We start from the raw sequence: 23,612 nt of genomic DNA, 5'->3' as shown, positions 1-23,612 counted from the left end.
TTTGTGTGCCGAAAACAGTGCTTTATAAAACGCATCAAAAAAATGCGCCGCCTAAAAAATCTTTAGCGCACGGCTTAGGCCATGCATGAGAATGCGCCGCGCCGATATGCCTGCTCTTGTAGATTCAGACTGGATGGCGTCGAACCTTTAGCATGGCGGCTGCTTGCCTCCATGCTAAAGAGAGCCTTTAATACAGCAGGGGCGCGCCAGCATAGGAAGGGTAGGCTTGCATATGGTCGAGGTCTCGACGGGTCATTCCTTGCGCGCCGGCAGCTATCAGCGCCAGCCCTCCGGCTACCGCGCATTCATCCCAGCACTGCTGCCGCCCATACCGCCCGTGATGATCCAGGGCGATATGCAGCGTTTGCTTTCGGAGGCCGATCGCGCCCTGGGTCGCCTCGACGGCTCGGTGCACACGCTGCCCAATCCCGACCTTTTCGTGCTGATGTACGTGCGCAAGGAGGCGGTGCTGTCCAGCCAGATCGAAGGGACGCAAAGCTCGCTGCAGGATCTGCTGGCCGCCGAAGCCAATCTGTTTGGCGCCGACACCCGCCCACGCGATGTCGCGGAAGTGGTCAATTACGTCGCGGCCATGAACCACGGCTTGCAGCGACTGGCCGAGCTGCCTGTATCGGTGCGACTGATCCGCGAAATCCATGAGCGACTGATGCGCGGCGTCCGCGGTGGCCGGCTGACCCCGGGGGAGCTGCGCCGCACCCAGAACTGGATCGGCCCCGGTGGCTGCACGTTGGCGACGGCGAGCTTCATACCACCGCCACCTGAGCTGGTGCCGCAGGCACTCGGTGAATTGGAGCAGTTCCTGCATCGCGAGGACGATCTGCCAGCGCTGATCCGGATTGGTCTGGCCCATGCGCAGTTTGAGACCATCCATCCCTTCCTTGACGGCAACGGGCGCGTCGGCCGCCTGCTGATCACCTTCCTGCTGACGGAGCGCAACATTCTGCAGCGGCCCGTCCTCTACCTGTCGCACTATTTCAAGCGTTATCGGCAGGACTACTACGAACGCCTGCAGGCGGTTCGCGATACGGGCGACTGGGAGGGCTGGCTGCGCTTTTTCCTGCGCGGCGTGGCGGAAGTCAGCGCCGAGGCCACGGAGACCGCGCGCCGGGTGCTCGCGTTGCGCGAGACGCATCGGGCTGAAATCACGCACAGCCTTGGGCGTGCGGCCGGCAATGGACACAAGGTGCTGGAATCGCTGTTCGACAGACCGATCGTTGCGGTCAACGATGTCGCGGCCCTCATCGGCACGACCTATCCTGCGGCCAACAACCTCGTCTCTCGCCTGGAGCAGCTGAAGATCCTGGTCGAGGTGACCGGCCACGCGCGTCATCGCCGATTTCGTTACGAATCGTACGTGCGGCTGTTCACTGACGATCCAGTGGAGCCGGAAGCGTGAGCCCATTCGATTTCCTTGAACGCGAATGGCCCACCGTGCATGAGGCCGCCGGCAAGGCCGCGGCCGCCGTGCACGCCGACCCACGCACGGCCTGCTTCTATGCGCGCAGAGCACTCGAACTGGCCGTTGCCTGGACCTACAAGCACGACGCCGCGCTCAACCTTCCCTATCAGGACAACCTGTCGGCGCTGATCCACGAGCCCAGTTTCAAGATCACCGCCGGCGAGGCGGTGTTCAACAAGGCGAAGGTCATCATCACGCTGGGCAACCGCGCGGTCCACAGCCACCGCGCGATCCCGTCCGACGATGCCCTCGTTGCGGTCCGGGAACTGTTCCATGTGACGTACTGGCTGGCCCGCACCTACGGCCGCGCAGCACGACCGGCGCCCGGGCTTGTCTTCGACGCAGCCGCGTTGCCCAGGCCCCTATCGGCATCCAGCCAGACGGCTGAGCAGCTGCAGCAGCTCGAAGCGGGATTGCGCGAACGCGACGAGAAACTCGCCGCCTTGCTGGCCGACAAGACCACGCTCGACGAGGAATTGAAGCGCCTGCGCGCCGAGGTGGCGACGGCGAAGCAGGCGGCAGCGGCGCAGCCGGATACGCACGACTACTCCGAGGCCGAAACCCGCGACTACTTCATCGACCTCCTGCTCAAGGAGGCCGGCTGGCCGCTCGATCAGCCGCAGGACCGCGAGTTCGAAGTCGCCGGCATGCCCAACATGGAGGACAAGGGCTTCGTCGACTATGTGCTGTGGGGCGACGACGGCAAGCCGCTCGGACTGGTCGAGGCCAAGCGCACGCGCCGCGATCCGCGCGTCGGCCAGCAGCAGGCCAAGCTCTACGCCGATTGTCTGGAGCGCCAGTTCGGCCAGCGCCCGGTGATCTTCTACTCCAACGGCTACGAACACTGGCTGTGGGACGACGCCCGCTACCCCCCGCGTGCGGTGCAAGGTTTCTACAAGAAGTCAGAACTGGAGCTTGCGATCCAGCGCCGCACCACGCGCAAGCCGCTGGCCACGGGCGCGATCAATCGCGCCATCGTCGAGCGCTATTACCAGACGCGCGCCATCCGGCGCATCGCCGAGGCGTTCGAGCGCGACCACGACCGCAAGGCGCTGGTCGTGATGGCGACGGGCGCCGGCAAGACGCGCACGGTGATCGCGCTGGCCGACCTGCTCATGCGCTGCAACTGGGCCAAGCGCATTCTGTTTCTCGCCGACCGCGTGGCGTTGGTGAACCAGGCGGTGAATGCCTTCAAGCGCCACTTGCCGGATGCGTCGCCGGTCAACCTGGTGACCGAGAAGGAGGCCGAGGGGCGTGTCTTCGTCTCGACCTATCCCACCATGATGGGGCTGATCGACGAGGTGTCAAACGACCGCGCTGGGCGCGGTGGCGACGGCCAGCGCCGCTTCGGCGTCGGACATTTCGACCTGGTCGTCATCGACGAGGCGCACCGCTCGGTATTCCAGAAGTACCGCGCCATCTTCGATTACTTCGATTCGCTGCTGGTCGGCCTGACAGCCACGCCCCGGGATGAGATCGACCGCAACACCTACAGCCTGTTCGACCTCGAGGACGGCGTGCCGACCGACGCCTACGGGCTCGACGAAGCGGTGCGTGACGGCTTCCTCGTCCCGCCCCGGGCCGTCTCGGTGCCGCTCAAGTTCCAGCGCGAGGGCATCCGCTACGACGATCTGCCGGAAGACGACAAGGACCAGTGGGATGCGCTGGAGTGGGATGAGGACGGAGACGTCCCGGACCGCGTCGAAGCCGAGGCGGTCAACAAATGGCTGTTCAACAAGGACACGGTCGACAAGGTGCTGGAGCACCTGATGACGCGCGGCCAGACGGTGGCCGGCGGCGACCGGCTCGGCAAGACCATCGTGTTCGCCAAGAACCAGGCGCACGCGGAGTTCATCGCCGAGCGCTTCAACGCCAACTATCCGCATTACAAGGGCGAATTCGCGCGCGTTATCACCTTCAAAACCGAGTATGCGCAGAGCCTGATCGACAGCTTTTCGGCCAAGGACAAGGCACCGCACATCGCCCTCTCGGTGGACATGCTGGACACGGGCATCGACATTCCGGAAGTCGTGAACTTGGTCTTCTTCAAACTGGTGCGCTCGAAAACCAAGTTCTGGCAGATGCTGGGCCGCGGTACGCGCCTCTGCCCGGATCTGTTCGAGCCCGGAAAAGACAAGAAGTTTTTCTATGTCTTCGACTATTGCCAGAACCTGGAGTACTTCAGCCAGAACATCCCGGCCACCGAGGGCGCGCTGGGCGAATCGCTGGGCAAGCGCCTGTTCAATGCACGGCTGGAGTTGCTCGGCGAGCTGGACAAAACGCTGGAAGGAGGCCAGCGCAATGCCACACGTGAGCAGCGGGCACCCCCGCACGGGCAACCCGATTCCACCGACGAGGTGCGAGCGCAAGTCGCCGCGTTGCTGCATCGAGAAGTGGCCGCCATGAACCTCGGCAACTTCGTCGTGCGGCCGCGGCGACGCAGCGTCGAAAAGTACGCCCACCCCGAGGCCTGGGCGATCCTGTCGCCAGAGGCGTTATCAGAGCTGTCGCACGAGGTAGCGGGCCTGCCGACGGAACTCGACCCGGAGGGCGAGGAGGCCAAGCGCTTCGACCTGCTGGCCCTGAACCTGCAGCTCGCGATGCTGCGCTCGGAGCCCGGCTTCGCCCGGTTGCGGGATCAAGTCAAAGAACTGGCAGGACTGCTGGAAGAGAAGGCCGCGATTCCGATGGTGCGCGAGCAGATGGCGCTCATCCAGGACGTGCAAACCGACGCGTGGTGGCAAGACGTGACGGTCCCCATGCTCGAGGGCATGCGCAGAGGGCTACGCGATCTGATCAAGCTGATCGAGAAGCAGAAGCGCAAGCCGATCTACACCGACTTCGAGGATGAGATGGGCGGGGAGATGCCGGTCGATCTGCCCGGTTTCAGCCAGGGTACCGACTACACGAAGTTCCGTGCCAAGGCTCAGGCGTTCCTGCGCGCGCATCAGGATCATGTGGCGATTCGCAAGTTGCGGATGAATAAGGCGCTGACCGCCGCCGATCTTGCGGAGCTTCAGCGCATGCTCGCGGACAGCGGAATCGGCGCTGCGGACGAAATCCGACGCGCGGCCGAGGCATCGCACGGACTGGGGCTCTTCGTGCGCTCACTGGTCGGGCTTGACCGTCAGGCGGCGAAGGAAGCGCTGGCCGGATTTCTCAGCGGCAAGACGCTGAGCGCCAACCAGATCGAGTTCGTGAACCTGATCGTGGATCACCTCACCGAGCACGGCGTGATGGAGGCGGCGATGCTGTACGAGTCTCCCTTCACGGACTTGACACCGCGCGGCCCGGAGGAGCTTTTTACTTCCGTGCAGGTCGATGAATTGCTGGCGGCGATTGATCAAGTGCGCCTGTCGGCCATTGCGGCATGAATGTCAGACTCACGCCAGCCAGCCTTTACAAAAGCCGGGGCGGCTCAGTTGGCGTCGAAGCCAAAATGTCCACCAAGAGGTACTTAAATTGAAACGGCCACTCGCAGACTTTCCAGTTTTTCCTCACTGTGCTGAGGACCTCGTCATTGAACTGACCATCCAGGCGCTCAACGCCGGCCACTTGGTAAAGGACCGTATCGATGCTGCGCTCTTGGCCGCCATGCTACGGGAGTTTTCGAAATGCGTTGGACGACTTGATGATGTGCTTGAGCTGCAGGCGCTTAGCGACGACCTGGGTAACAGGCATTTTCTAGTTTGTGACAGCGTCGACCATGGCGGAGGTCTTGGCGCGCACTGGGACGAGGTGCCATTGCTGAGTTCGGGGTCGGATGATCCGATTCCGCTTGCGGCAATTTCTGGCAGCGATACTCACAAGGCAGCCCATCTCAGCAGGATCGATCTGCTGTTGCATGAGATCACGCATTGGGAGTTCCAAGAGCACGACCTCTGGTTTGCAGCCCTGCTGAACTGGCAGCGCCTACGGTGTGGCTTGTCACTCTTGTCGGATCCCTATGACGTGCATGAGGAAAGTGACTTCCGTACAAATGAAACTGCCCAAGGACTGGATATCGTATTGGAGTTGGCTCACGAGCTTGCCACGGCGTTCTCTAAAATTCGTCGGCGGGAAAATGTTGTCGGCGCCTTGATAACGCTTCACGCCGAGAGCATGTCGTGGGGCGGCGATGCGCAAATCTTGCGCCGAAGGATGCTTGAGCTGAAGTCCATGGCGCAACAGAGTTGCGAAATGCTTTAAGGCTGCCACAGAACTCTCTTCCGTAACACCTGTGGGAGCATGTTCGATTGGGCAGTCGCCATCGAGAGGATCATCCTTATCTCTTGGTTTTTTGCCAAGGTAGGCGTCGAGAGCCGGCGTGGGCGGCCGTTTCATCCTGGGTCTCGCGACCGTCTCTCAGCGAGGTGCACAGTCGACCCACAGCCGCAACTGGCTACAGCACTGATTTTTGTGTAACGTGCCCAGCGTGATGGCCGGGGAAGATAGGCTCCAACGATAATCGTGCGGCACATTTGACTCCAAGGGGGAAGTCATGTCGGATGCACCGCAGTCGGGTAGTGGTTCGGGTGCGCCCGTTGCCTACTCAGGTGCGTGGCGTCGGCTAGGTGCTTTTTGCATCGATGGCCTCGTTCTCGGGATCATCGGCATAGCGCTGGGTGCCGTCGCGTTTGCGCGCTTGGCTGCACTGGGTCCTTGGGGTCGGCTTCTGGGCTTTGTCATTGCAGTTGCCTACTTCGGCGTCCTAGAGAGCCGCGTCGGTGGTGGCCGTACCCTCGGAAAACGTCTTCTTGGGATCCGTGTGGTGGATCACAGCGGACACGCGCTCAGCCTTGCGCAAGCGCTGTTCCGGTCCACGATCTTCTTCGTTCCCTATTTTCTGAACGGTCTCATGCTCGGCGCCGACAGCATGATCCCATGGGTCGCCATGGTCCTGTCGATCCTCGTCTTTGGACTTGGGTTCTCCATTCTCTACCTGCTGCTGTTCAACCTGCCGACCCGGCAGTCCGTGCACGATCTGGCCACGGGTGCATTCGTCGTCAAAGCCCCTGCCTCCGCACCACTTCCCACGCCGCTGCGGCGCGTGCACAAAATCGTGATTGCGGTTGCCGTTGCGCTGAGTCTCGTCCTCCCTCTGGGTGGACTCTGGATCGCGTCGCGACTCACATTCTTGGCGCCTATCCTGCGGGTGGGGCGGACGTTGGACGCACAGAGCCATGTTGTTTCGGCCTCGGTGAACGAGGGTACACGCTGGTCGTCATTCAATGGCAGCGTGATGCACAAAACCACGATGCTCAGCGCGTCGGTGGTGATGCGACGCTGGCCAGCCGATCCGAAAAGTGCAGCAGCTTCCTTTGCATCCATTCTCCTCCGGGACGTTCCTGGCGCCAGTACGCGGGACGTCGTCTCGGTGCAGCTTGCGTACGGCTATGACATTGGCATTGCCCGAGCTTGGCGATATATGAACTACAGCTACACACCGGCCGCGTGGATGCGGTTGGAGTCGCCGAGAACAACGATACATTGAGTGCGAGCTTACCGCTCACCGCACTGACGCCATCTCGAACCCACAACATACAATGCAGATCGATCAAACCGCAGGAGAGAGAGTGTAAGCGGCGGCTCCATTACGTGCGCGCTGGTGTAAGGGCTTGCGAAGTGCTGGAACGCGCAGGCTTGACGCCGGCGAGATGAATTACTTGCGTTCGGAGGCGCAGCGATTCAGGAATCAATACTGGTTGCCGGCGGCTCTCCTTGCCGCATCACCAACGTGCCTTGTTTTAGGTCTGATTGCGTTCGCAGGAAGCCACACGACACTGATCGCCGAAGTGGTCAGCGTGATACTGCTAGTCTGCGGCATCTATATTTTACCAGCATTTGCATTTCTGAGCTTTCGCGACATCAAAAAGCAGCGCAAACTGCTGCGGCTTGATCTGGAAATCGGCGTGGTCGAGCGGTTTGAGGCTTTGTCAGATTCACCATCTAGAATACCTAAAAAAGCCTCATTGTGCGAGAGTGCTCTGGAAAGCATCGAAGTGCTTCCAGGCTCAAGATTCATACTTAAGGCAAATAACAGGGTCCCGCCGAAGCGCATTGCCGCCGAGATTACAGAGACTGCGCCGCCGACCTCTAACATCGAAACCAGCAAACAGCCAACGACGGTTCGTCGCACCTCAGTCCTTCGTTCATTTACCATGGAAGAACTCAGTGAAATAACGGCGACCGCGCAGCGTCTCAAAAGAAATATCCGGATCAGGTTCTTTTTTATCGCGTGGTTTATCCTTGTGCTAATGAATGTCACATCCGGAATGTCGCACGGACCGTTAAGGTCAGTGCCAACAGATATTCGCGAAATAATCTTGCTTATCGCTACAGTCATTGCCGCCGATGCTATCTACAAGTTTTATCGCTTATTCCGAGTTGCGAGACTGCTTACTCAAGACTTGCGGGATGGACACTTGATCGTAGTTGCGGAACACGCTCCTCCTTTCCACACATTCGAGGTTTTGCGTCATTCCAAGTTGATCTGGTCTGCCTCAGCTCAACCTGCCCTTTGGAGGCATAGTCGCGCACTGATTCGTCGTAGTGATTATTTAGCTGATCTGAATCTATAATATTATTCACGTGACAGCACTTATCCAGCACACTGTCACGCCGCACGTTAAGCCACGGGGTCATGCGGCAGCCCCAAACTGGCCAATAGCGTGAAGTAACCGAAGGGGACAAGAATGTCACTGCAGATCTTGACCGAGTTCAAACAGTTGTTGTACCTGCGGATGTCACCGTGTGGCACCTGAAAAGTCTTCGATCCAGAAGACTCGTGGCGTAACAAGCTTCGCCGCAGGATGCTTACTGTCGCTCGCTTGTGCCCCTGCGCCGATCTCGGCAAAGACGCCTCCACCCGTGCTCCCATCCTGGCGCGTCATGCCGTACCGTGCCACGCTCCGCAGTGAGCCTGCTGCAGGCTTCGCGCTGGGAGTCTTCAGTGCCCGCTTCGAGCACACCACGCTGAATGAAGTGAGGAGCGCACTGCACGTAGGGCAGATCGAGCAACAGGGTGATGCGGGTGGCTACTTTCTGTGGCTCTGCTACACCAATATGCACGCCGCGCCAGCCGAGCGCATATGGATCGTATCAAGTGGCGAAATGGGTGGCCCGGACCATGCGGTTCAGGAGATCGATAGTAAGCGTCCATCAGCGGCACCTGTTGTTTGACGGTCTGGCTGTTGCACGCTCGCGCCTGGTTTTCGGATGCGGGCGTGGTGATGACGAGTCAGGTGCAGAAGCGGGTGTTGTGGCAGCAGCGGTTGGCGGATCTGGAAGCGAGCGGGATGACCCGGACGGCGTACTGCACGGCGCGTGGCATCGGTCGCTCGACGCTGCAGCGCTGGCAGCGGCGGCTGCGGAGGGAAGCGGCGACCGCTGCCGTGGTTCAGGCCGACGACGCGCCGGGTGCTGGTCTTGGCCTGATCCCGATCCGGGTGCGTGATGGGACCGCGCCGAGGAAGGAGCCGGCGGCCGCGCCGCCGGACTTGGCGCTGACGTGGCCGAGCGAGTTGCGCCTGCAACTGCCGGTGGCGACGGACGCCAGATGGCTGGTGGATCTGCTGCGCCCAAGTTCGACATCTTCGAGCGGAGATTTTGCTCTGAAGGTGTGTCGCGACAAGGGTTTTGGCTCGTCCGAAGCGGCCATGCTGTAGTGACACGTTATTTAGCAGAGTATGCTCAGTAGCGTTATTTTGTGCAGTAGAGTGGCGACATGTTCGTCAAGCTCACCCGTTCCGGTCCGCGCAGCTACGTCAAGCTCGTGGAGGCGTACCGCGATGATCGCGGGGTCTCCCGCCAGCGCGTCGTCGCCACGCTGGGTCGCCTGGAGCAGGTCCGCACCGGCGGGGCCGATGCCCTGATTCGCGGTCTGCACCGCGTCATCGACGGCGAGGAGCCGCAGGCGCCCTCGGTGCGCTTTGCCCCGGCGCTGGCGGTGGGCGACACGTGGATGCTGCACGCGCTGTGGCACAAGCTGGGCTGGGACGAGGCGTTTCGCCGGGTGCTGCGCAACGCTCACGGCGCCTTCGATGCCGAGCGATTGCTCCGGGTGATGGTCTTCAACCGGCTGTGCGATGCCACGTCCAAGCTCGGCGTCTTGCGCTGGCTCGAAGGCACCCGGGTGCCGGGAGTCGACAGCACCTCGGTCACGCACCAGCGGCTGTTGCGCACCATGGACACGCTGGCCGAGCGCAGTGAGGCGATGCAGCGCACCCTGGCGGCGGTGCTGCGGCCGCTGGTCGATCAGGACCTGTCGATCGTGTTCTACGACATGACGACGATCGGCATGGAGGGCCAGAGTGAGGTGCCCGGCGAGATTCGCCAGTTCGGCCTGTCCAAGGACGGCGGCATCCGCCGGCAGGTCATGCTCGGCGTCGTGCAGACCGCCGAAGGCTTGCCCATTGCGCATCGCGTGTGGGCGGGCAACACGGCCGAGGCGCCGACGCTGCATGCCGTCATCGACGAGATCCTGGCCCTCTACCCGGTCAAGCGCGTCGTGCTGGTGGCCGACCGCGGCCTGCTCAGCCTGGACAACCTGGAATGGCTGCAGACGGTGCGCATCGGCAAGACGGCGCAACCCCTGGAGTTCATCCTGGCCGTGCCGGGTCGCCGCTATGGGGAGTTCAACGAGATCCTCGGCGCCGTGCAGGCCGAGCACTGCGTGCAGGCCAAGGACGAGGTCATCGGCGAGACGTCCTGGCAGGGTCTGCGCCTGGTCTGGGCGCACGAACCGCAGGCGGCTGCACAGCAGAGCGCCGCACGGCGCCAGACCATCGAGACGCTGACGCAGCAAGCCGAGCTGCGCGCCGGCAAGCTCGACGCCCAGGACGCCGGCGCCGCTTTCAAGGGTCGGCGCCTGAGCGACTCGGGCGCCAAGGCATGGCTGTTCCGCGCCGTCAGCGACGCCCATCTGGGATCGATCATCAAGGTCGACCTGCAGTCCGACCGGTTCGCCTACACCGAGGACGAGGCCGCGCTCAAGCGCGCCGAACTCAACGACGGCAAGCTGCTGCTGGTGACCAACACCACGGACCTCGATCCCGCCGAAGTGATCGCGCGCTACAAGTCGCTGGCCGACATCGAACGTGGCTTCCGGGTGCTCAAGTCCGAGATCGAGATCGCCCCGGTGTTCCACCGCCTGCCCGACCGCATCCGCGCCCACGCCCTGATCTGCTTCATGGCGCTGGTGCTGTACCGCGTGCTGCGCATGCAGCTCAAGTCCACTGGCAGTTACTACTCCCCCGAGCGCGCGCTCGAAATCGCCCGCCGCATCCAGCTCCACCAGGTGCGCATCGCCGGCCAGGGTGCCGCCAGCGGCCTGACCGACCTGAGCCCCGAGCAGCTTGCCCTGTTCGACCAACTTCAACTCGACATCCCGACCAGAGAACCCTTCGACATCGCCCCGTAGTGCCAATTTCGATCGCCTGAACATAGGCGGATCAATGCCTTGCACAAAAATATGTCGAACTCGGGGGGCCGAGACCGGTCGCTGGGCGCGTAGCGATAAATCGCGGCGGCAACTGCCGTGCTGCAGTGCAGGAAAACCATAGTTTGTGCAGAAACCGGGGGAAATGCACCGACTTTGGTTTCTTTCGTGTACCGACTATGGTTTCTCGACCACTTGTGGTCGAAACACCAAAGTTTGTACCGAATGCACCGACTTTGGTGTCGAAACCCCCTGTACCGACTTTGGTGTCGCCTGCACCTTAACCTGTTGAACTGCACCAATCCACTGTCCCCACAGCACTTTTTCCGTCGTGCCGCGCACAGATTGCAAATGAGAATGCAGCGACGCGTTCAGAAAACTGCGGTGGTCTCAGAAGGGCCATCGTGCACCGCAGCACGCCAGACTGTGTAGTACATCACGCACGCGGAGCCGGCAGCCGGCTGAGCGCCAGCGCCGACGTACAAACGCGCCCCGCATCAGCCACCTTGAGGTGCCATGTATGCGCGAGCTGCTGGCGCACCTGCGCCACACGCGAAGGGGTCGGCACCAAGCTGCGGGTCAGGCTCGGCGATAGCAATGCGCGCTCCAGGGCAATGCTCAGCCGGCGCAGCTGTGCGCTCGTTCCCTGCTCGGCGTAACGCTGCTGGTAGTGCGCTATGAGCTCCGGATAGGAATCCTTCGCTTGATCCAAGTCGATGTCGACGCGCGCCAGAATCGTAGCCAGGGGCGGCAAGTACGAAACCGTGTTGCCGATCAGCAGGCGCGACAGCAATGCCTTCATTCGCAGCATGGGCACTTCAGGCCTCAGCATCGCGTGTGTGGACTCCCGCGCCAAAGGCCCTTCAGCCCACAGCGGCGCTTGGACTGCCCACTCGGGCTCGGTCAGCAGATCCATCACCCCGCAGTGCTGGATGGCCGCGACTTCCAAGAGGACTTCCAACACGGGTGGTTTCAGTGTGCACCGTGGCCGGGTGCACATCACGGTGCGCAGCGATGTGGGCAATTGCTGCCAGCGTTCCGGGAAGCGCCTGAGCGCGGTGCAGAATCGGTGGAAGCCGTTTGCAGGCAACAGCGGATTCTGTGGGTCGGCGCAGTACTGAACGATCATCACGATCTGGGTGTCGATCCAGCGCTCCAGCGGACTCTGCTCATCCCGGGCCGGGCGTGCATTCCAGCCTAGAGGCGCGCAACACTTGCGACAATGCCGTCGCGTTGACAGCGGACCCTTGTCTGGCTGAGCCGAACCGCAGGCACCGCATGTATCGACCAGCGCACAGCCATGGACTGTGCAGGTTTGTAGCACCCGCATCGACCAGACCAGCGGTTCTGCGGCACTCGCGGCGCTCTGCTCCGCATAGCAGACTGGACACCACCGACGCGGCAAATTCAATTGCGACACGCCATGGAGGTTCGTTGCGCGGGAGACAGCCCACAACGTGCCGCAACGCAGATTTGTTTGGCCCGTGAGGGTTTCAATCGCCTGAATTCGACGTGCCAGTCGCTGCGACAGTCCCGGCCACTGGGTCTCCTTCATCGAAGAGGCGGCATCTCCGGTTTGTAGGCCGCTATCCAACAGCGTCGCCGGACTGAGAGGGTGAGAGTTTTTCTCTGAGCCACCCAAACGGTTGTGCGGCAGGCATGATAGCGAGCATGACGACATCCACTGAGCATGACCCGGCGGCGACGCAGACAGGCCTGTTTCTGGACCTGCCCGAGCCCAGCGAAGCCCAGGTACGGGAGGCGCAGGCCAAGGCGGCGATGCAGCGAGAGCAAGGCGCGCCGCGATTGCTCGAACCCAACCGTTTGCAGGTGGAGCTGCGCGCCTCGGACCTGGAATCGTTGTTGCCCGAGGACCACCGGGCGCGACTGGTGTGGGGTTACGTCGAGCGTCAGGACCTGAGTCGGTTGATCGAGGCGGTCAAGGCGCGCGGCAGCAACGCCGGTCGTGCGGCGATCGACCCGCGCATTCTGTTCGCACTGTGGCTGTACGCCACGCTGGACGGTGTGGGCAGCGGCCGCGAAGTGGCGCGGCTGAGCCTGGAGCACGATGCGTACCGGTGGATTTGCGGCGGCGTGTCGGTGAACTATCACGCGCTCAATGATTTTCGTGCGGGCAACGAAGCGCTGATGGACGAGCTGCTCACGGATAACGTAGCCGCCCTGGCCGCGGTGGGTGCGATCACCTTGCAGCGCGTGGCGCAGGACGGCATGCGCGTTCGCGCCGCTGCGGGTGCCGCCTCGTTCCGCCGCCAAGCCAGCCTGGACGACCACCTGAGCCAGGCCCGCGAGCTGGTGCAGACGATCAAGACGCAGGCCCAGGCCGATCCGGGTCAAGCCCGGCGGCAAGCGCAGGCGGCCAAGCTGCGCGCGGCCCGGGAGCGCGAAGCGCGCATCCAGGCGGCGCTGGAGCAACTGCCTGAAGTGGCCGCTGCCAAGAAGCGCAACGGCTCCAGGGCCGAAGACGCCAGAGCGAGCACCACCGACGCCGACGCGCGGGTCATGAAGATGGGCGACGGCGGTTTCCGTCCGGCGTTCAACGTGCAGTTTGCCACCACCTGCGAAGAACAGGTCATCGTCGGCATGGACGTGGTCACCGCCGGCAGCGACATGGCGCAACTGGCGCCGATGGTCGAGCAGGTCGCGCAGCGCCTGGGGCGCAGCCCGGAGCAGTGGCTGGTCGATGGCGGCTTCCCCGCGCACGAGCAGATCGATGCGGTGGCCGGCAGGACCAAGGTCTACGCGCCGGTGCCAGAACCCAGGACGAAGCAGGACGCGCAGGGCAAGGAGGTCGCGCAGGACAAGCACCAACCCAAGCCCGATGACTCCGAGGCGGTGGCCCAGTGGCGCGTGCGCATGGCCGGCAGCGAGGCCAGGGACATCTACAAGCAGCGCGCGGCAACCGCCGAATGCGTCAACGCCCAGGCGCGTAACCGAGGCCTGCTGCGCATGCCCGTGCGTGGCTTGGCCAAGGTCCGCTCGGTGGTGGGCCTGTTCGTGCTGGCGCACAACCTGTTGCGCACCGCCGCGCTGGCACCGCAACTCATCGGTTGGGGGACAGATCCGTCCGCCATGGCGGCGCAGGCCGCATGAGAGGGCAAGAAATGGCCCCAAAGCGCTCAGCCAGCGCGAAGTTCGGGAGACCGACACCCATCACGGGCACCGTCTGCGCCATTCGACCGCACGCGCAGGCGACCACGTCCAGCATCAGCAGCCGTCGCGCCCACGCCGACAACCGAAAAACTCACAGCCTCTGAGCCCGACGACGTCACTCAGACGCAGCACATAGTGATCAAGCGACTCGACCCTCGTCGTTGCCACGTGACGCAATGCCAGTGGCGGTAAGACCGACCACAGCTCAGGGTGCATTGCGGGCTGCCTCGCCATGGCCTTTTCTCGGCTTGGGCGCCGAAGGTTGGATCAGCTTGCGCAGATATGCCGGTGATCCCGGAGCACGCAGTTCCTCGAACATGCGGACGTCCTCCCACATCCGCTGCCCCGCTGCATCGTTGTGGAACGATGCACGAATGTCCGAGGCGGTGATCTCTGAACGGCCGCCCTGCTGGGCACGCATCAGGCTGTCGTCGGCCAGCCGTATCAGTTCGCCGACAATGCCCGCAGTCTCAAGGAAAATCTCCTCGATCAACGCGCGCAAAACGCCCCGTTCAAACGGGTAATCGGATTCGATCGACCGCAGCAGGCTGACAAAGTGCTTTCGATCATCCTCGTCGTGGATGCCGTATGGACGCATCCAGACCACGTGGGCACGCCTTCTTATCTCAGGCCGCGACATCCAGAGCTGCGACATGGCAGGCACACCGGTCAAAACGAAGTTCAGCGCCAACACTTCGACTATCTTCCGCTGACGCCGCGCAGCCGTCTTCGCGGCTCCGTCCGCCTTCAAGTCGCGCTGCGTAATCTGCTGCGGCGCGCGGCGGTCTGCTATCTGCCCTCGCTGGCTTTCGTTGCGGATCATGCAGGCTGCACGCAACCCGAGATCCTGCACGTCCAGAATCAGGTGCTTGCTGCCTATCGACAGGCGCGCAGGGTGCAGCGCGGCAAGCACAAATCCAAGCTGCTTGAGCAGGCGATCCAGCCTGCGCTCGATGCGCTTGGCCTCATCCAGATCAAGCGTGTCATGCTGTACAAGATCGTTCCTGAGATTGTTGCGGCAAGCAGGCTCGATAAAGCCGATGCGCGGCGCATCGCTGAAACCGCGTTGATCCTGCGTCGCGCGAAGCGCACCCACGACGCATCGCAGGCCGTTCTACCAGACGCCGCCCGGGACACAGTCTGGTTGCGGTGAGGATGCCGGCTGAAGCAGCGTAAATCGCATCGCATGCCCAACGTATTACGCTCGAGATCATCATGGATCGTCTCTCTGGACACGTGCGGAGAGACCTGTCACACACCGCGCAAGCACCGGAACCCTGCCCCATGATCACCGGCTGTTGGTTCTTGAAGGCGCTTCCGCCAATTCCCCAAGCAATTCGGGGTGTCGGTCGAGCAGGCTGAACAGGTTGATCACGGCCGGCATCGGGCGAGCCTCGCCGCGCTCGTAGCGGCTGAAAGCATTGTGACCGCCGCCGGTCAGTTCGGCTGCGGCTTTCTGCGACAGGCCCAGACGCTTGCGGATACTACGCAGCATGACGGCTTCTTCGGCCGCCAAGGCTTCCGCGGCCGCGCTGTAGCGTTGCCCTTCGCCTGGATCGAACTCGACCTCGCCACAAACCGGACAGTGCCAGCCCGAGACCTTCGTGACCACACGTTCGCGACCACGCACCTGGACCGTCAAGTCGCGCCGTGTATGGACCAACTTGGTCCCGTCATCGCATTGCAAGCAGTAGTGCGTCATGGTCGATGCTCCTTGAACGAGATCACCACGCTGCCATCCTTGCGCAAGGTGAACTTCACATAAGCCGTCCCGCACGGAGTCGGCGCGTGGTACACGTCCTGCCACACGCGAGGGTCGGCGTAAGTGGTCATGGACTTGAAGAAATGCACCCGCTCCAGCGCCAGCAGTACCGCGATGGCCTGAGCCGCCGTCAACCCCATACTCACGACGCCATCCTGCGCAGAACGGGTGAAGCAGTCGATGCCGCGAGCTGCGATGGCGGCCTTGATCCCTTCCAGCAAGTGGTGCGGGGTGCGTTTCTCCACGCCGCGCATACTACCCTATAAGGGTCATCACTACCACTCTCGCGACAGACAGCGCGGGTGGCCAATTCCGGAGCGCAAAGGGTGGCTGATGGCCCCATCAGCCGCGGCCGGATGGCGTTTCCGGTGGTGGGGACCAGCATTTTGGGTGGTGGTATCTGAGCATACTGGGTGGCGGGATTCGGGCATTCTGGATGGCGGAAAACGTGCAGCGCACGCAGCAAGACAACCGGCCGCGGGAAAAAAAAGCCTCTCGCACCAGCAGGCACTGCCCTTCAAGGACATCTGGCTGTATCCGCTGCGTCGCGACTATGCCGCTATCTTGCGGCGGTAACTGCTCGACGTGCTCACCGAATATTTACCAACAGTCGACCTGCTTACGCAATCGTATCCGCGGAAGATAGACACGGACTTCGCACCCGCTGTTCAAGAGGCGCGCACAGCAGCATGCGCAGGGGTATGGAATGGGTGCAGCAGCCAAAGCCGCAGGACGGGTGCCGTCGGACGACTTGTTCCGGCCCGAGGCGCTGCAGGCGCAGCAGACGCGCTGGCTGGGCGAGATCCACATTGCCACGCCGCCGCGGCGCTGGATCGTGTGTTGCCGCCGACTTAAAACTGACCCGCCGTGCCGATTTAAAACTGACCCGGGAAGAAGACGGCCACGCAAGGTGGCCGCCTGTGGATAACTCTACTGTTTGGCGGGCTTGGTGACTAGCTGGGCGACATGGCCTCCGCTTCGATCGGCAAGTCCGTTTGAGCCTGTTTCCTGGCCGATTCACGCGCCTTGATGCGCTGGCCTGCGGCCTGGCTGCTGTGCCGGTAACGATGCGATTCGTTGCCGGTGGCGAGGATGTGGCAGTGATGCGTGAGCCGGTCGAGCAAGGCCGTGGTCATCTTGGCATCGCCAAAGATGCTGGCCCACTCGCCGAAGTCCAGGTTGGTCGTGACGATGACGCTGGTGCGCTCGTAGAGCTTGCTCAGCAGGTGGAACAACAAGGAGCCACCGCTGGGGCTGAAGGGCAGATAGCCCAGCTCGTCGAGGATGACCAAGTCCATGCGCATCAAGCTGGCGGCGATGCGGCCGGCTTTGCCCTGGGCTTTCTCCTGCTCCAGGGCATTGACCAGGTCCACCGTCGAGAAGAAGCGCACGCGCTTGCCGTGGCGAGTGACGGCGGCATGGCCGATGGCGATGGCCAGATGCGTCTTGCCCGTACCGGGACCACCCACCAGGACCACGTTGTGCGCGGCCTCGGTGAAGCCGGCGCCCGCCAGTTTTTCGACCAGGACGCGGTCGATGGGCGTGTCTTCATACTGGAAGCTGAGCAAGTCCCGATGCAGCGGGAAGCGCGCGGAGGTCAGCTGGTTGCGGATGGATCGTCCGTGACGATCGGTCTGTTCGGCCTGGACGAGGTGTTCGATCAACCAGCGGCCACTATCCAGCGGATGGTTCTGCTCCAGCAGTTCGCTCCATGCGCCCACCATGCCGTACAGGCGCAAGTCCTTCAGGTCGCGCAACAGGTCAGGACGCATGGGCCACCTCCGTCTCGCGCAGGCGGTCGTATCGCGCCGTGTCCGCTTCCGGAGTAATGGCGGCACGCAGGGACGTGGCGATAGCCGCCGGCGTGGCCGGTGCGCTCAAGCGCCCCAGCACGTTGACGACATGTTCGATACTGACCCGTCCCGGCGGCCCGGACTCCAGGGCCAGCTCCGCCGCTACAGTCACCGCCTCCAGCCCCGCCTGCGGCACCAGCGCAAGCACCTTGGCCATGACGCGATCGCCGCCCGCCTCGCGCAGCAACGCTCGGCGCAACTGCTGCAGGGCTGCGGGCAGGTCGGCGAAGGGCTCGCCGTTGCGCAGCGCGCCCGGCTTGCGTTGGATCAGCGGCACGTAATGCTGCCAGTCGTAGCGTACTTGCCCGCTGCCGTTCAGCCGTTCGTGTTCGGCGATCACCGTCTCGTCCGAGGCCATGACCAGCCGTGTCGGGTACACGCGCGCCGACACCCAGCGGCCGGCATATTCGCACGGCACCGAGTAACGGTTCCTCGCCACCGCGACCAGGCAGGTGCTGCTGACCTTGGCGGCCTTCTCCACGTAACCGTCGAACGGTGCCGGCATCGGCATCAGATGGGCCCGTTCGTGCTCCAGTAGCTCGGCCAGCGTGCACGCCCGGTGTTGCGGGTGATGCAGCTCTTCCCACAGCGCGCGGACCTTCGTCGCCAGCCAGGCGTTGAGGTCGGCGAAGGTCGCGAAGCGCTCACCGGCCGCCTGCTGGAAGATGCGCCGCCGCGCATCCTGCACGTTCTTCTCCACCACGCCCTTTTCCCAGCCGGACGCGACGTTGCAGAAATCCGGCTCGACCAGGTAGTGCGCGCACAGGGCCGCGAAACGCGCATTGACCACCCGCTCCTTGCCGCGCAGCACCTTGTCCACCGCCGTCTTCATGTTGTCGTAGATGCCGCGGCGGGCCACGCCGCCCAGGGCGGCGAAGCTGCGCGTATGCGCGTCGAACAGCATCTCGTGGCCCTGACTGGGATAGGCCACCAGCCAGAACGCGCGACTGGCGCACAGCGTCATGTGTGCCACCTGGGCGCGGTAGTACACGCCGCCGACCACCACGCCTTCCTCGCTCCAGTCGAACTGGTAGGCTTCGCCCCACTCGAAGGCCAGCGGTACGAACGCCTTGCGCGCCGCCGCTTCGCCGCCATCGGTACGCCAGGCGCGCACGAAGTCGGTCACCCGCGAATAACAGCCCTCGTAGCCCTGGGCCCTCACGTCCTCGAACAAGGCCTTCGCCGTGCGTTGCTCGCGCCTGGGACGGCGCGCATCCGCCGTCAAGGCTTGCCGAAGGGCATCCGCGTAGGGCGTCAGCTGCATCGACGCCGCTGGTCGCCGATATTGGCGATCCTTGACCTCTGGCTCACGCAACCACGCCCGCACCGTGTTGCGGGACAAGCTCGTCACGCGCGCGATCTCGCGCACCGATTTCTTCTCGCGGAAATGCATCCGCCGCACTTTTCCTATCATCGACATGGGGTACACCTCATCAGATTCCTGCTGGTCAAAAAACCAGCAGGAAGGTTGGGGTACCCGGGTCAATTTTCGGTCGGCATCAGCCCGAAAAGTGGGTCAGTTTTGGATCGGCGTCAACAAGCCGTGCGCCTGCGCAACGATCAACGCCAAAGCACCACGCACCGCCGAAGATCTTGGACCGTCATCGCTTGCCAGTGCATTTGTCAGCAAGAGCAAAGCTGCAGGCGCGATCCCGGTCCACACGCCGTCACCGGCATTCACGCACCTGAGCCCGATATGCGCAGCAGCGCACAACTTGAAGAAATGTTGCAACAACGCCATGCGCCGCGACCTATCCTCGTGTGATGTCCGGATGACGTACATGACGGGGTGACGCATGCTGCCCATTGAACAGGTGACCGCGGTCGATCCGGACAGTGCCGGTACCGCGGCAGGATTCCGTCTGGAGACGTTCGATGCACCGGGCTACGCCGGTGCGGTGTTGCGTATCGCGTGTCCGGCAATCCAGGATCTTGCGGCAATCGGCGTGGAGGCCCTCGGCGCAGCGCTCGGCGAAATGATCGCGGATGCGCAGCGTGCCATCGGTACCGATACGACCACGATCATGCTGGACGTCGTCGATGCCACCATCGTGCCACTGTATGTGGATATCGCGGTGGACCACCTTCGCGAGCGTCGCGTGCGCACCGGCGTGATCGTCGTCTGTGATCGGTCCACGACCCATGATGTGGACTCGACGCTGCCCGCGGCCTTGTGCGCCAGCGTGAGCGCGACAAACCGACGCGGCGCGGTCTGGCACCCGTTGCGGCAACGCGCCGTGCCGGCCACTCTTGGCATGACCACCGAGGCCCCGGATCGCATGCAGGCGTCGGCGTCCACGCAGCGCTGACGGCAACACGGTGCGCGAGATCACAACGCAACAAAACCTTGCAATGCCATGCGCGCCCCTGCAATGCCGACAGTGGCGCTGCGCTGATCACCACCACGCCGAATCAGGCACAACGCATCTGCCTGTAGCGCCCTGCCTGGATCAGCACATCCGCAGGCGCTTCGCGCCATCCATGTCGCGGCCGCGGCTGCGAACGAACGGGCGTGGCGATGCCGCCTCTGCATGCGCGCAACGAAGCCATTACCGGTTCTCGGGCCGAACCGCAGCGGCCATCAGGCAAATCGCTCGGACAGCCTGTAGATCAGGTATCCGCTCTCGCGGCGGGCGCGTTCCGCGAAGTCCGCGAAGAACGCACTGATGTCGCGGAATTCGGTGATGAAGGCCTCGCGGTCGTTGTCCTCGATGATGCGCGCCAGCGCGCGGTGGTGCTCGAGGAATTCGAGCAGCAGGCTGCGCCGTTCGGCGTTGGCCAGCACGATGTCGGCATATAACTGCGGATCCTGCGCGAACATGCGCGCCGTCATCATCAGTTCCATCCGGTAGACCGGGCTGGAGTAGTCGAGGATGTCCTCCGGATGCAGGTTGCATTGGCGCAGAAACGATCCGTGCAGGAACGTCGTGAAGTGGCGCAGGCCCTGGATCAGGTGCATCGCGCGATCATGCTGATCGGCCTCGACGATCTTGATGCGCATGCCCCATAGCCGGCACTGCTCGAGCAGCCACTGGCTGCGCTGCGGATCGCGTCCCGGGCAAGCCAGCATCAGTTGTTTGGCCAGATTGGGCGCGTCCGGGCCATGCAACGGGTGCAGACTGAGGACCGGACCCGGGTGGACCTGCCGCATCAGTTCCAGCAGGCCGTTCTTGTTGGAGGTGAAATCGGCCAGCACAGCGTCAGCAGGCAGGTGTGGCGCCAGGCGGCAGATGACCTCGGCGGTGACATCGATCGGTACCGCGACGATGGCCAGATCAATGCCGGCCGCGAGTTGCGCGACGCGCGGCCAGTCGTCGCGATCAAGCACGCGCACGCGGTGCCCGCTGCGCTCGAGGAAGCGGCGGTACAGCGAGCCCATGCCGCCCGCGCCGCCGACCAGCAGCACTTCGCGCGGCTGCGACCCCGCGCGCGGAAAGTCCCCGTGTGACTGGCGATCGCGCGAACTGCCCATGATCATGCGCAGGAAATCCTCGGCCCACTCCGCATCCAGCCCGCGTTCGACGGCCTGCGCGCGGAAGCGCACGATTTTGTCGGCTTCGCGCGCGGCGTCGAAGATGGGCAGGCTCTGCCGGATCTTGGTCGCGATGACATCGCCGACCACGCGATTGCGCTGCTGCAGCAAGTCGAGGATCCGGTTGTCGATGTCGTCGATGAGCTCGCGCGGGGCCGCGAGCGGCGGCTGACTGGATGGCATGGTCGATGTCTGCAGGGCTGTGGTGGGGGTCGATGGTCGCGCCGCGCTGGCGCGCCGGAATCGATAGTAGAGCCTGCACCGCTTGTTTCCCTGTGTTGTGCCAAAACTGATCCAGATCAAGACGGGCTTGAGCTTTCGGCGCGATGCTTCTGAGTCACTGCAGCGGCGCGACGAGTCTGATCCGGGCCTGGCGCCGGGTTGCGCCGTGCGGGTTGCCTTGTCACGCGACGTGCAGCCATGCAACCGCCAATGAACCGATCCTGCGAGCATCCATGACCGAGCCCAGCCTGTATCCGTGTTTCCTGGGGCCCTACGGGGAGAACGATGCGCTGCTGGAACGGCTGGTGCTGGAGTTTCTGCGCGACCATGTTTTCTGGCGGCGCAATCTTTATCCCGAAGATCCGCCGGCCATCCCCACGCGCGCCGCGCAGCAACCCGCATTCCAGGAATTCGAGGCGCGCCTGCGACGTGAATTGCACACGCTGTCCGCGGCGTTGAAACGCTCCGTGCCCTTTCACAGCCCGCGCTACCTCGGGCACATGGTCTCGGACCTGCTGCTGCCCGGGCTGGTCGCGCAGATTCTGGCCCTGCCCTACAACCCCAACAATGTCAGCGACGAGGCCGCGCCCGTCACCATCGATCTGGAGATCAAGGTCGGCTTGCAACTGGCCAAGTTGCTCGGCTATGCCAGCGATCCGCAACAGGACCATTGCGCATTCGGCCATCTGACGTCCGGCGGCACCCTGGCCAATTTCCAGGCCTTGCGCCTTGCGTTGGCATTGAAGTGCTTTCCCGTGGCACTGCGCGCCGCGGCACCGCCGGGGATGCATATCCCGGACGACGATGTGCAGGCGTTCAGGCTGACGCCGACGCAAAGCATTGCCCTGCTCACCGACTGGCAAGGCTGGCTGGCCGCACTGGAACCCGCGGAGCGCGCCCGCTGGCGCAGGACACTCGAAGCCGCACGCATCGAGCAGCTCGGCAGCGTGCGTTTCTTCGCCATGCACCCTGCGCTGCTGCCGCCCGTCGTGCTGGCCCCCGTGACGGCGCATTATTCCTGGAGCAAGGGCATGAAAATGCTCGGCCTGGGGCGCGAGCAGTTGCGGCTGATCCCGGAGCGCGGCATGCGCCTGGATATCACCGCGTGCGCACAGGCGCTGCGCGACCTTGATGCCACCGGCGCTTCTCCGTTGCTGGCGGTCGCGGTCTTCGGCACGACCGAGTTCGGCACCATCGATCCGGTCCATGAGCTGGTGGCCCTGCGCGAGCGCCGCGCCGCACAGGGCAAGGGTTTCGCCATCCATGTCGATGCCGCCTGGGGCGGCTACCTGGCCACCCTGTTCCGCCAGGAAGACGGCGCGCTGCGCAGTCTGCAAAGCATGCGCGCGGAGTTCACCTCGTTTCCCAGCGCGGACACGCACGCGGCGACGGCCGCGCTCGGCCAGGCCGACTCGATCACGGTGGACCCGCACAAGCTCGGTTATCTGGCCTACGGCGCCGGCGCATTCGTATGCCGGGACCACCGTGCCATGGAGCTGCTCACCGAAACCGCCGATTACGTGTTCACGGGCGCGGCGCCATCCGGATATTTCGAGCGCTATCGCAAGCTGGGCCAGTACATCCCGGAAGGTTCCAAGTCCGGCGCGGCGGCGGCGGCCGTGTATGTGACGCACCGGGTGCTGCCGCTGGATCACGCCCACTTCGGGCAACTGGTGCGGCAAACCATTCGCGCGACCGAGGCCTTCGCAGCACGCGCGGAACAATTCGCCCGCGAAATGGAATCACGTCTGCGCGTGTGCGTTCCCTATGCCCCCGACAGCAATTTGGTGTGCATGGCCCTCAACCCGGCGGGCAACCGCGACGTGGCCGTCGCCAATGCCTTCACCCGCCGCATCCACGGCGCGATCAGCACGGACACCGGGGCCGCTGTGCAGAACCGCGAATTCTTCGGTTCGACCACCACGCTGCGCGCGGAAATACTCGGCGCGCAAGACATGCACCGGGTTCTGCATGAGCTGGGGCTGGATGCGAACTCCATGCGCGCGGATGACCCGCGCGCGGATCGCTTGCTGATCCTGCGCCACACCTTGATGAATCCTTTCATCATCGATGACGAGAACGGCATCAGCTATATCGACCGTTACTTCGACTATCTGTCACGGCGCATGGCCTTGCTGCTGCCGGCGACGCCATCGCCGCGCGCGGCCTGAGCG

Annotated in this window: 19 protein-coding genes; 11 read left to right on the top strand and 8 right to left on the bottom strand. The window is 63.5% G+C overall.

Annotation, left to right across the window (positions count from 1 at the left end; genetic code table 11):
• Positions 1 to 232 precede the first annotated feature (232 nt).
• The 8 genes from Mschef_RS02725 (at position 233) to Mschef_RS02700 (ending at position 10,880) form a co-directional block, all read left to right on the top strand.
• Positions 233 to 1,417: a Fic family protein gene (locus tag Mschef_RS02725; RefSeq protein WP_136256579.1), complete on the top strand. Its 1,185-nt coding sequence runs from the start codon at positions 233 to 235 to the stop codon at positions 1,415 to 1,417.
• Positions 1,414 to 4,854, top strand: coding sequence for a DEAD/DEAH box helicase family protein (locus Mschef_RS02720; RefSeq protein ID WP_081126284.1), 3,441 nt, complete (start codon positions 1,414 to 1,416; stop codon positions 4,852 to 4,854). Before Mschef_RS02725 ends, Mschef_RS02720 begins: the two co-directional genes overlap by 4 nt.
• Before the next feature lie 88 nt (positions 4,855 to 4,942).
• The gene (locus Mschef_RS02715; RefSeq protein WP_081126283.1) at positions 4,943 to 5,668 is read left to right on the top strand and encodes a hypothetical protein; all 726 of its coding nucleotides are present in this window, start codon (positions 4,943 to 4,945) and stop codon (positions 5,666 to 5,668) included.
• A gap of 292 nt (positions 5,669 to 5,960) precedes the next feature.
• Entirely contained in the window at positions 5,961 to 6,953 is a 993-nt protein-coding gene (locus tag Mschef_RS02710; protein ID WP_081126282.1) for an RDD family protein, read from the top strand.
• Positions 6,954 to 7,116: 163 nt separating this feature from the next.
• Positions 7,117 to 8,040, top strand: coding sequence for a hypothetical protein (locus tag Mschef_RS17050; RefSeq protein WP_136256615.1), 924 nt, complete (start codon positions 7,117 to 7,119; stop codon positions 8,038 to 8,040).
• 310 nt (positions 8,041 to 8,350) lie between these two features.
• On the top strand, positions 8,351 to 8,641 hold the full coding sequence (locus Mschef_RS17045; protein WP_136256614.1) for a hypothetical protein: 291 nt from the start codon (positions 8,351 to 8,353) through the stop codon (positions 8,639 to 8,641).
• Positions 8,638 to 9,126 carry an IS66 family insertion sequence element accessory protein TnpA gene (gene tnpA / locus Mschef_RS02705; RefSeq protein ID WP_136256613.1) on the top strand — a complete coding sequence of 163 codons (489 nt, stop codon included), beginning with the start codon at positions 8,638 to 8,640 and terminating at the stop codon, positions 9,124 to 9,126. Before Mschef_RS17045 ends, tnpA begins: the two co-directional genes overlap by 4 nt.
• A 59-nt stretch (positions 9,127 to 9,185) precedes the next feature.
• Entirely contained in the window at positions 9,186 to 10,880 is a 1,695-nt protein-coding gene (locus tag Mschef_RS02700) for an IS1634 family transposase (RefSeq protein WP_081126280.1), read from the top strand.
• Positions 10,881 to 11,334: 454 nt separating this feature from the next.
• Here Mschef_RS02700 and Mschef_RS02695 read toward each other — a convergent pair whose 3' ends face one another.
• Complete coding sequence (locus tag Mschef_RS02695; protein WP_242426428.1) at positions 11,335 to 12,453, bottom strand: TniQ family protein; 1,119 nt, start codon at positions 12,451 to 12,453, stop codon at positions 11,335 to 11,337.
• Positions 12,454 to 12,569: 116 nt separating this feature from the next.
• Between Mschef_RS02695 and Mschef_RS02690 the strand changes: the two genes are divergently transcribed.
• The gene (locus Mschef_RS02690) at positions 12,570 to 14,009 is read left to right on the top strand and encodes an IS1182 family transposase (protein ID WP_081126278.1); all 1,440 of its coding nucleotides are present in this window, start codon (positions 12,570 to 12,572) and stop codon (positions 14,007 to 14,009) included.
• A gap of 265 nt (positions 14,010 to 14,274) precedes the next feature.
• Here Mschef_RS02690 and Mschef_RS02685 read toward each other — a convergent pair whose 3' ends face one another.
• The 6 genes from Mschef_RS02685 to Mschef_RS02660 all read right to left on the bottom strand — a co-directional run bounded on the left by Mschef_RS02685 (position 14,275) and on the right by Mschef_RS02660 (position 19,425).
• Positions 14,275 to 15,165: a hypothetical protein gene (locus tag Mschef_RS02685; RefSeq protein WP_081126277.1), complete on the bottom strand. Its 891-nt coding sequence runs from the start codon at positions 15,163 to 15,165 to the stop codon at positions 14,275 to 14,277.
• A 192-nt stretch (positions 15,166 to 15,357) separates the two neighbouring features.
• Complete coding sequence (locus tag Mschef_RS02680) at positions 15,358 to 15,771, bottom strand: type II toxin-antitoxin system MqsA family antitoxin (protein ID WP_081126276.1); 414 nt, start codon at positions 15,769 to 15,771, stop codon at positions 15,358 to 15,360.
• Positions 15,768 to 16,076 carry a type II toxin-antitoxin system MqsR family toxin gene (locus Mschef_RS02675; RefSeq protein WP_081126797.1) on the bottom strand — a complete coding sequence of 103 codons (309 nt, stop codon included), beginning with the start codon at positions 16,074 to 16,076 and terminating at the stop codon, positions 15,768 to 15,770. Before Mschef_RS02675 ends, Mschef_RS02680 begins: the two co-directional genes overlap by 4 nt.
• Before the next feature lie 708 nt (positions 16,077 to 16,784).
• Positions 16,785 to 17,603: an IS21-like element helper ATPase IstB gene (istB, locus tag Mschef_RS02670; protein WP_081126275.1), complete on the bottom strand. Its 819-nt coding sequence runs from the start codon at positions 17,601 to 17,603 to the stop codon at positions 16,785 to 16,787.
• On the bottom strand, positions 17,593 to 19,104 hold the full coding sequence (gene istA / locus Mschef_RS02665; RefSeq protein ID WP_081126274.1) for an IS21 family transposase: 1,512 nt from the start codon (positions 19,102 to 19,104) through the stop codon (positions 17,593 to 17,595). The genes istB and istA overlap by 11 nt, the downstream gene beginning before the upstream one ends.
• A 96-nt stretch (positions 19,105 to 19,200) precedes the next feature.
• Positions 19,201 to 19,425, bottom strand: a complete 225-nt coding sequence (locus Mschef_RS02660; RefSeq protein WP_136256559.1) for a hypothetical protein — start codon at positions 19,423 to 19,425, stop codon at positions 19,201 to 19,203.
• Between the two features lie 55 nt (positions 19,426 to 19,480).
• Here Mschef_RS02660 and Mschef_RS02655 point away from each other — a divergent pair, with 55 nt between their 5' ends.
• Positions 19,481 to 19,993, top strand: a complete 513-nt coding sequence (locus Mschef_RS02655; protein WP_081126272.1) for a hypothetical protein — start codon at positions 19,481 to 19,483, stop codon at positions 19,991 to 19,993.
• Positions 19,994 to 20,265: 272 nt separating this feature from the next.
• Here Mschef_RS02655 and tyrA read toward each other — a convergent pair whose 3' ends face one another.
• Positions 20,266 to 21,399, bottom strand: coding sequence for a bifunctional chorismate mutase/prephenate dehydrogenase (tyrA, locus tag Mschef_RS02650; RefSeq protein WP_081126271.1), 1,134 nt, complete (start codon positions 21,397 to 21,399; stop codon positions 20,266 to 20,268).
• A 272-nt stretch (positions 21,400 to 21,671) separates the two neighbouring features.
• Here tyrA and Mschef_RS02645 point away from each other — a divergent pair, with 272 nt between their 5' ends.
• Complete coding sequence (locus tag Mschef_RS02645; RefSeq protein ID WP_081126270.1) at positions 21,672 to 23,609, top strand: pyridoxal phosphate-dependent decarboxylase family protein; 1,938 nt, start codon at positions 21,672 to 21,674, stop codon at positions 23,607 to 23,609.
• Positions 23,610 to 23,612: the final 3 nt, after the last annotated feature.

The sequence above is a fragment of the Metallibacterium scheffleri genome (assembly GCF_002077135.1).
GTDB lineage: Bacteria > Pseudomonadota > Gammaproteobacteria > Xanthomonadales > Rhodanobacteraceae > Metallibacterium > Metallibacterium scheffleri.
The sequence above is the reverse complement of the archived record's forward strand: the minus strand, read 5'-3'. Positions and strand labels throughout refer to the sequence as shown.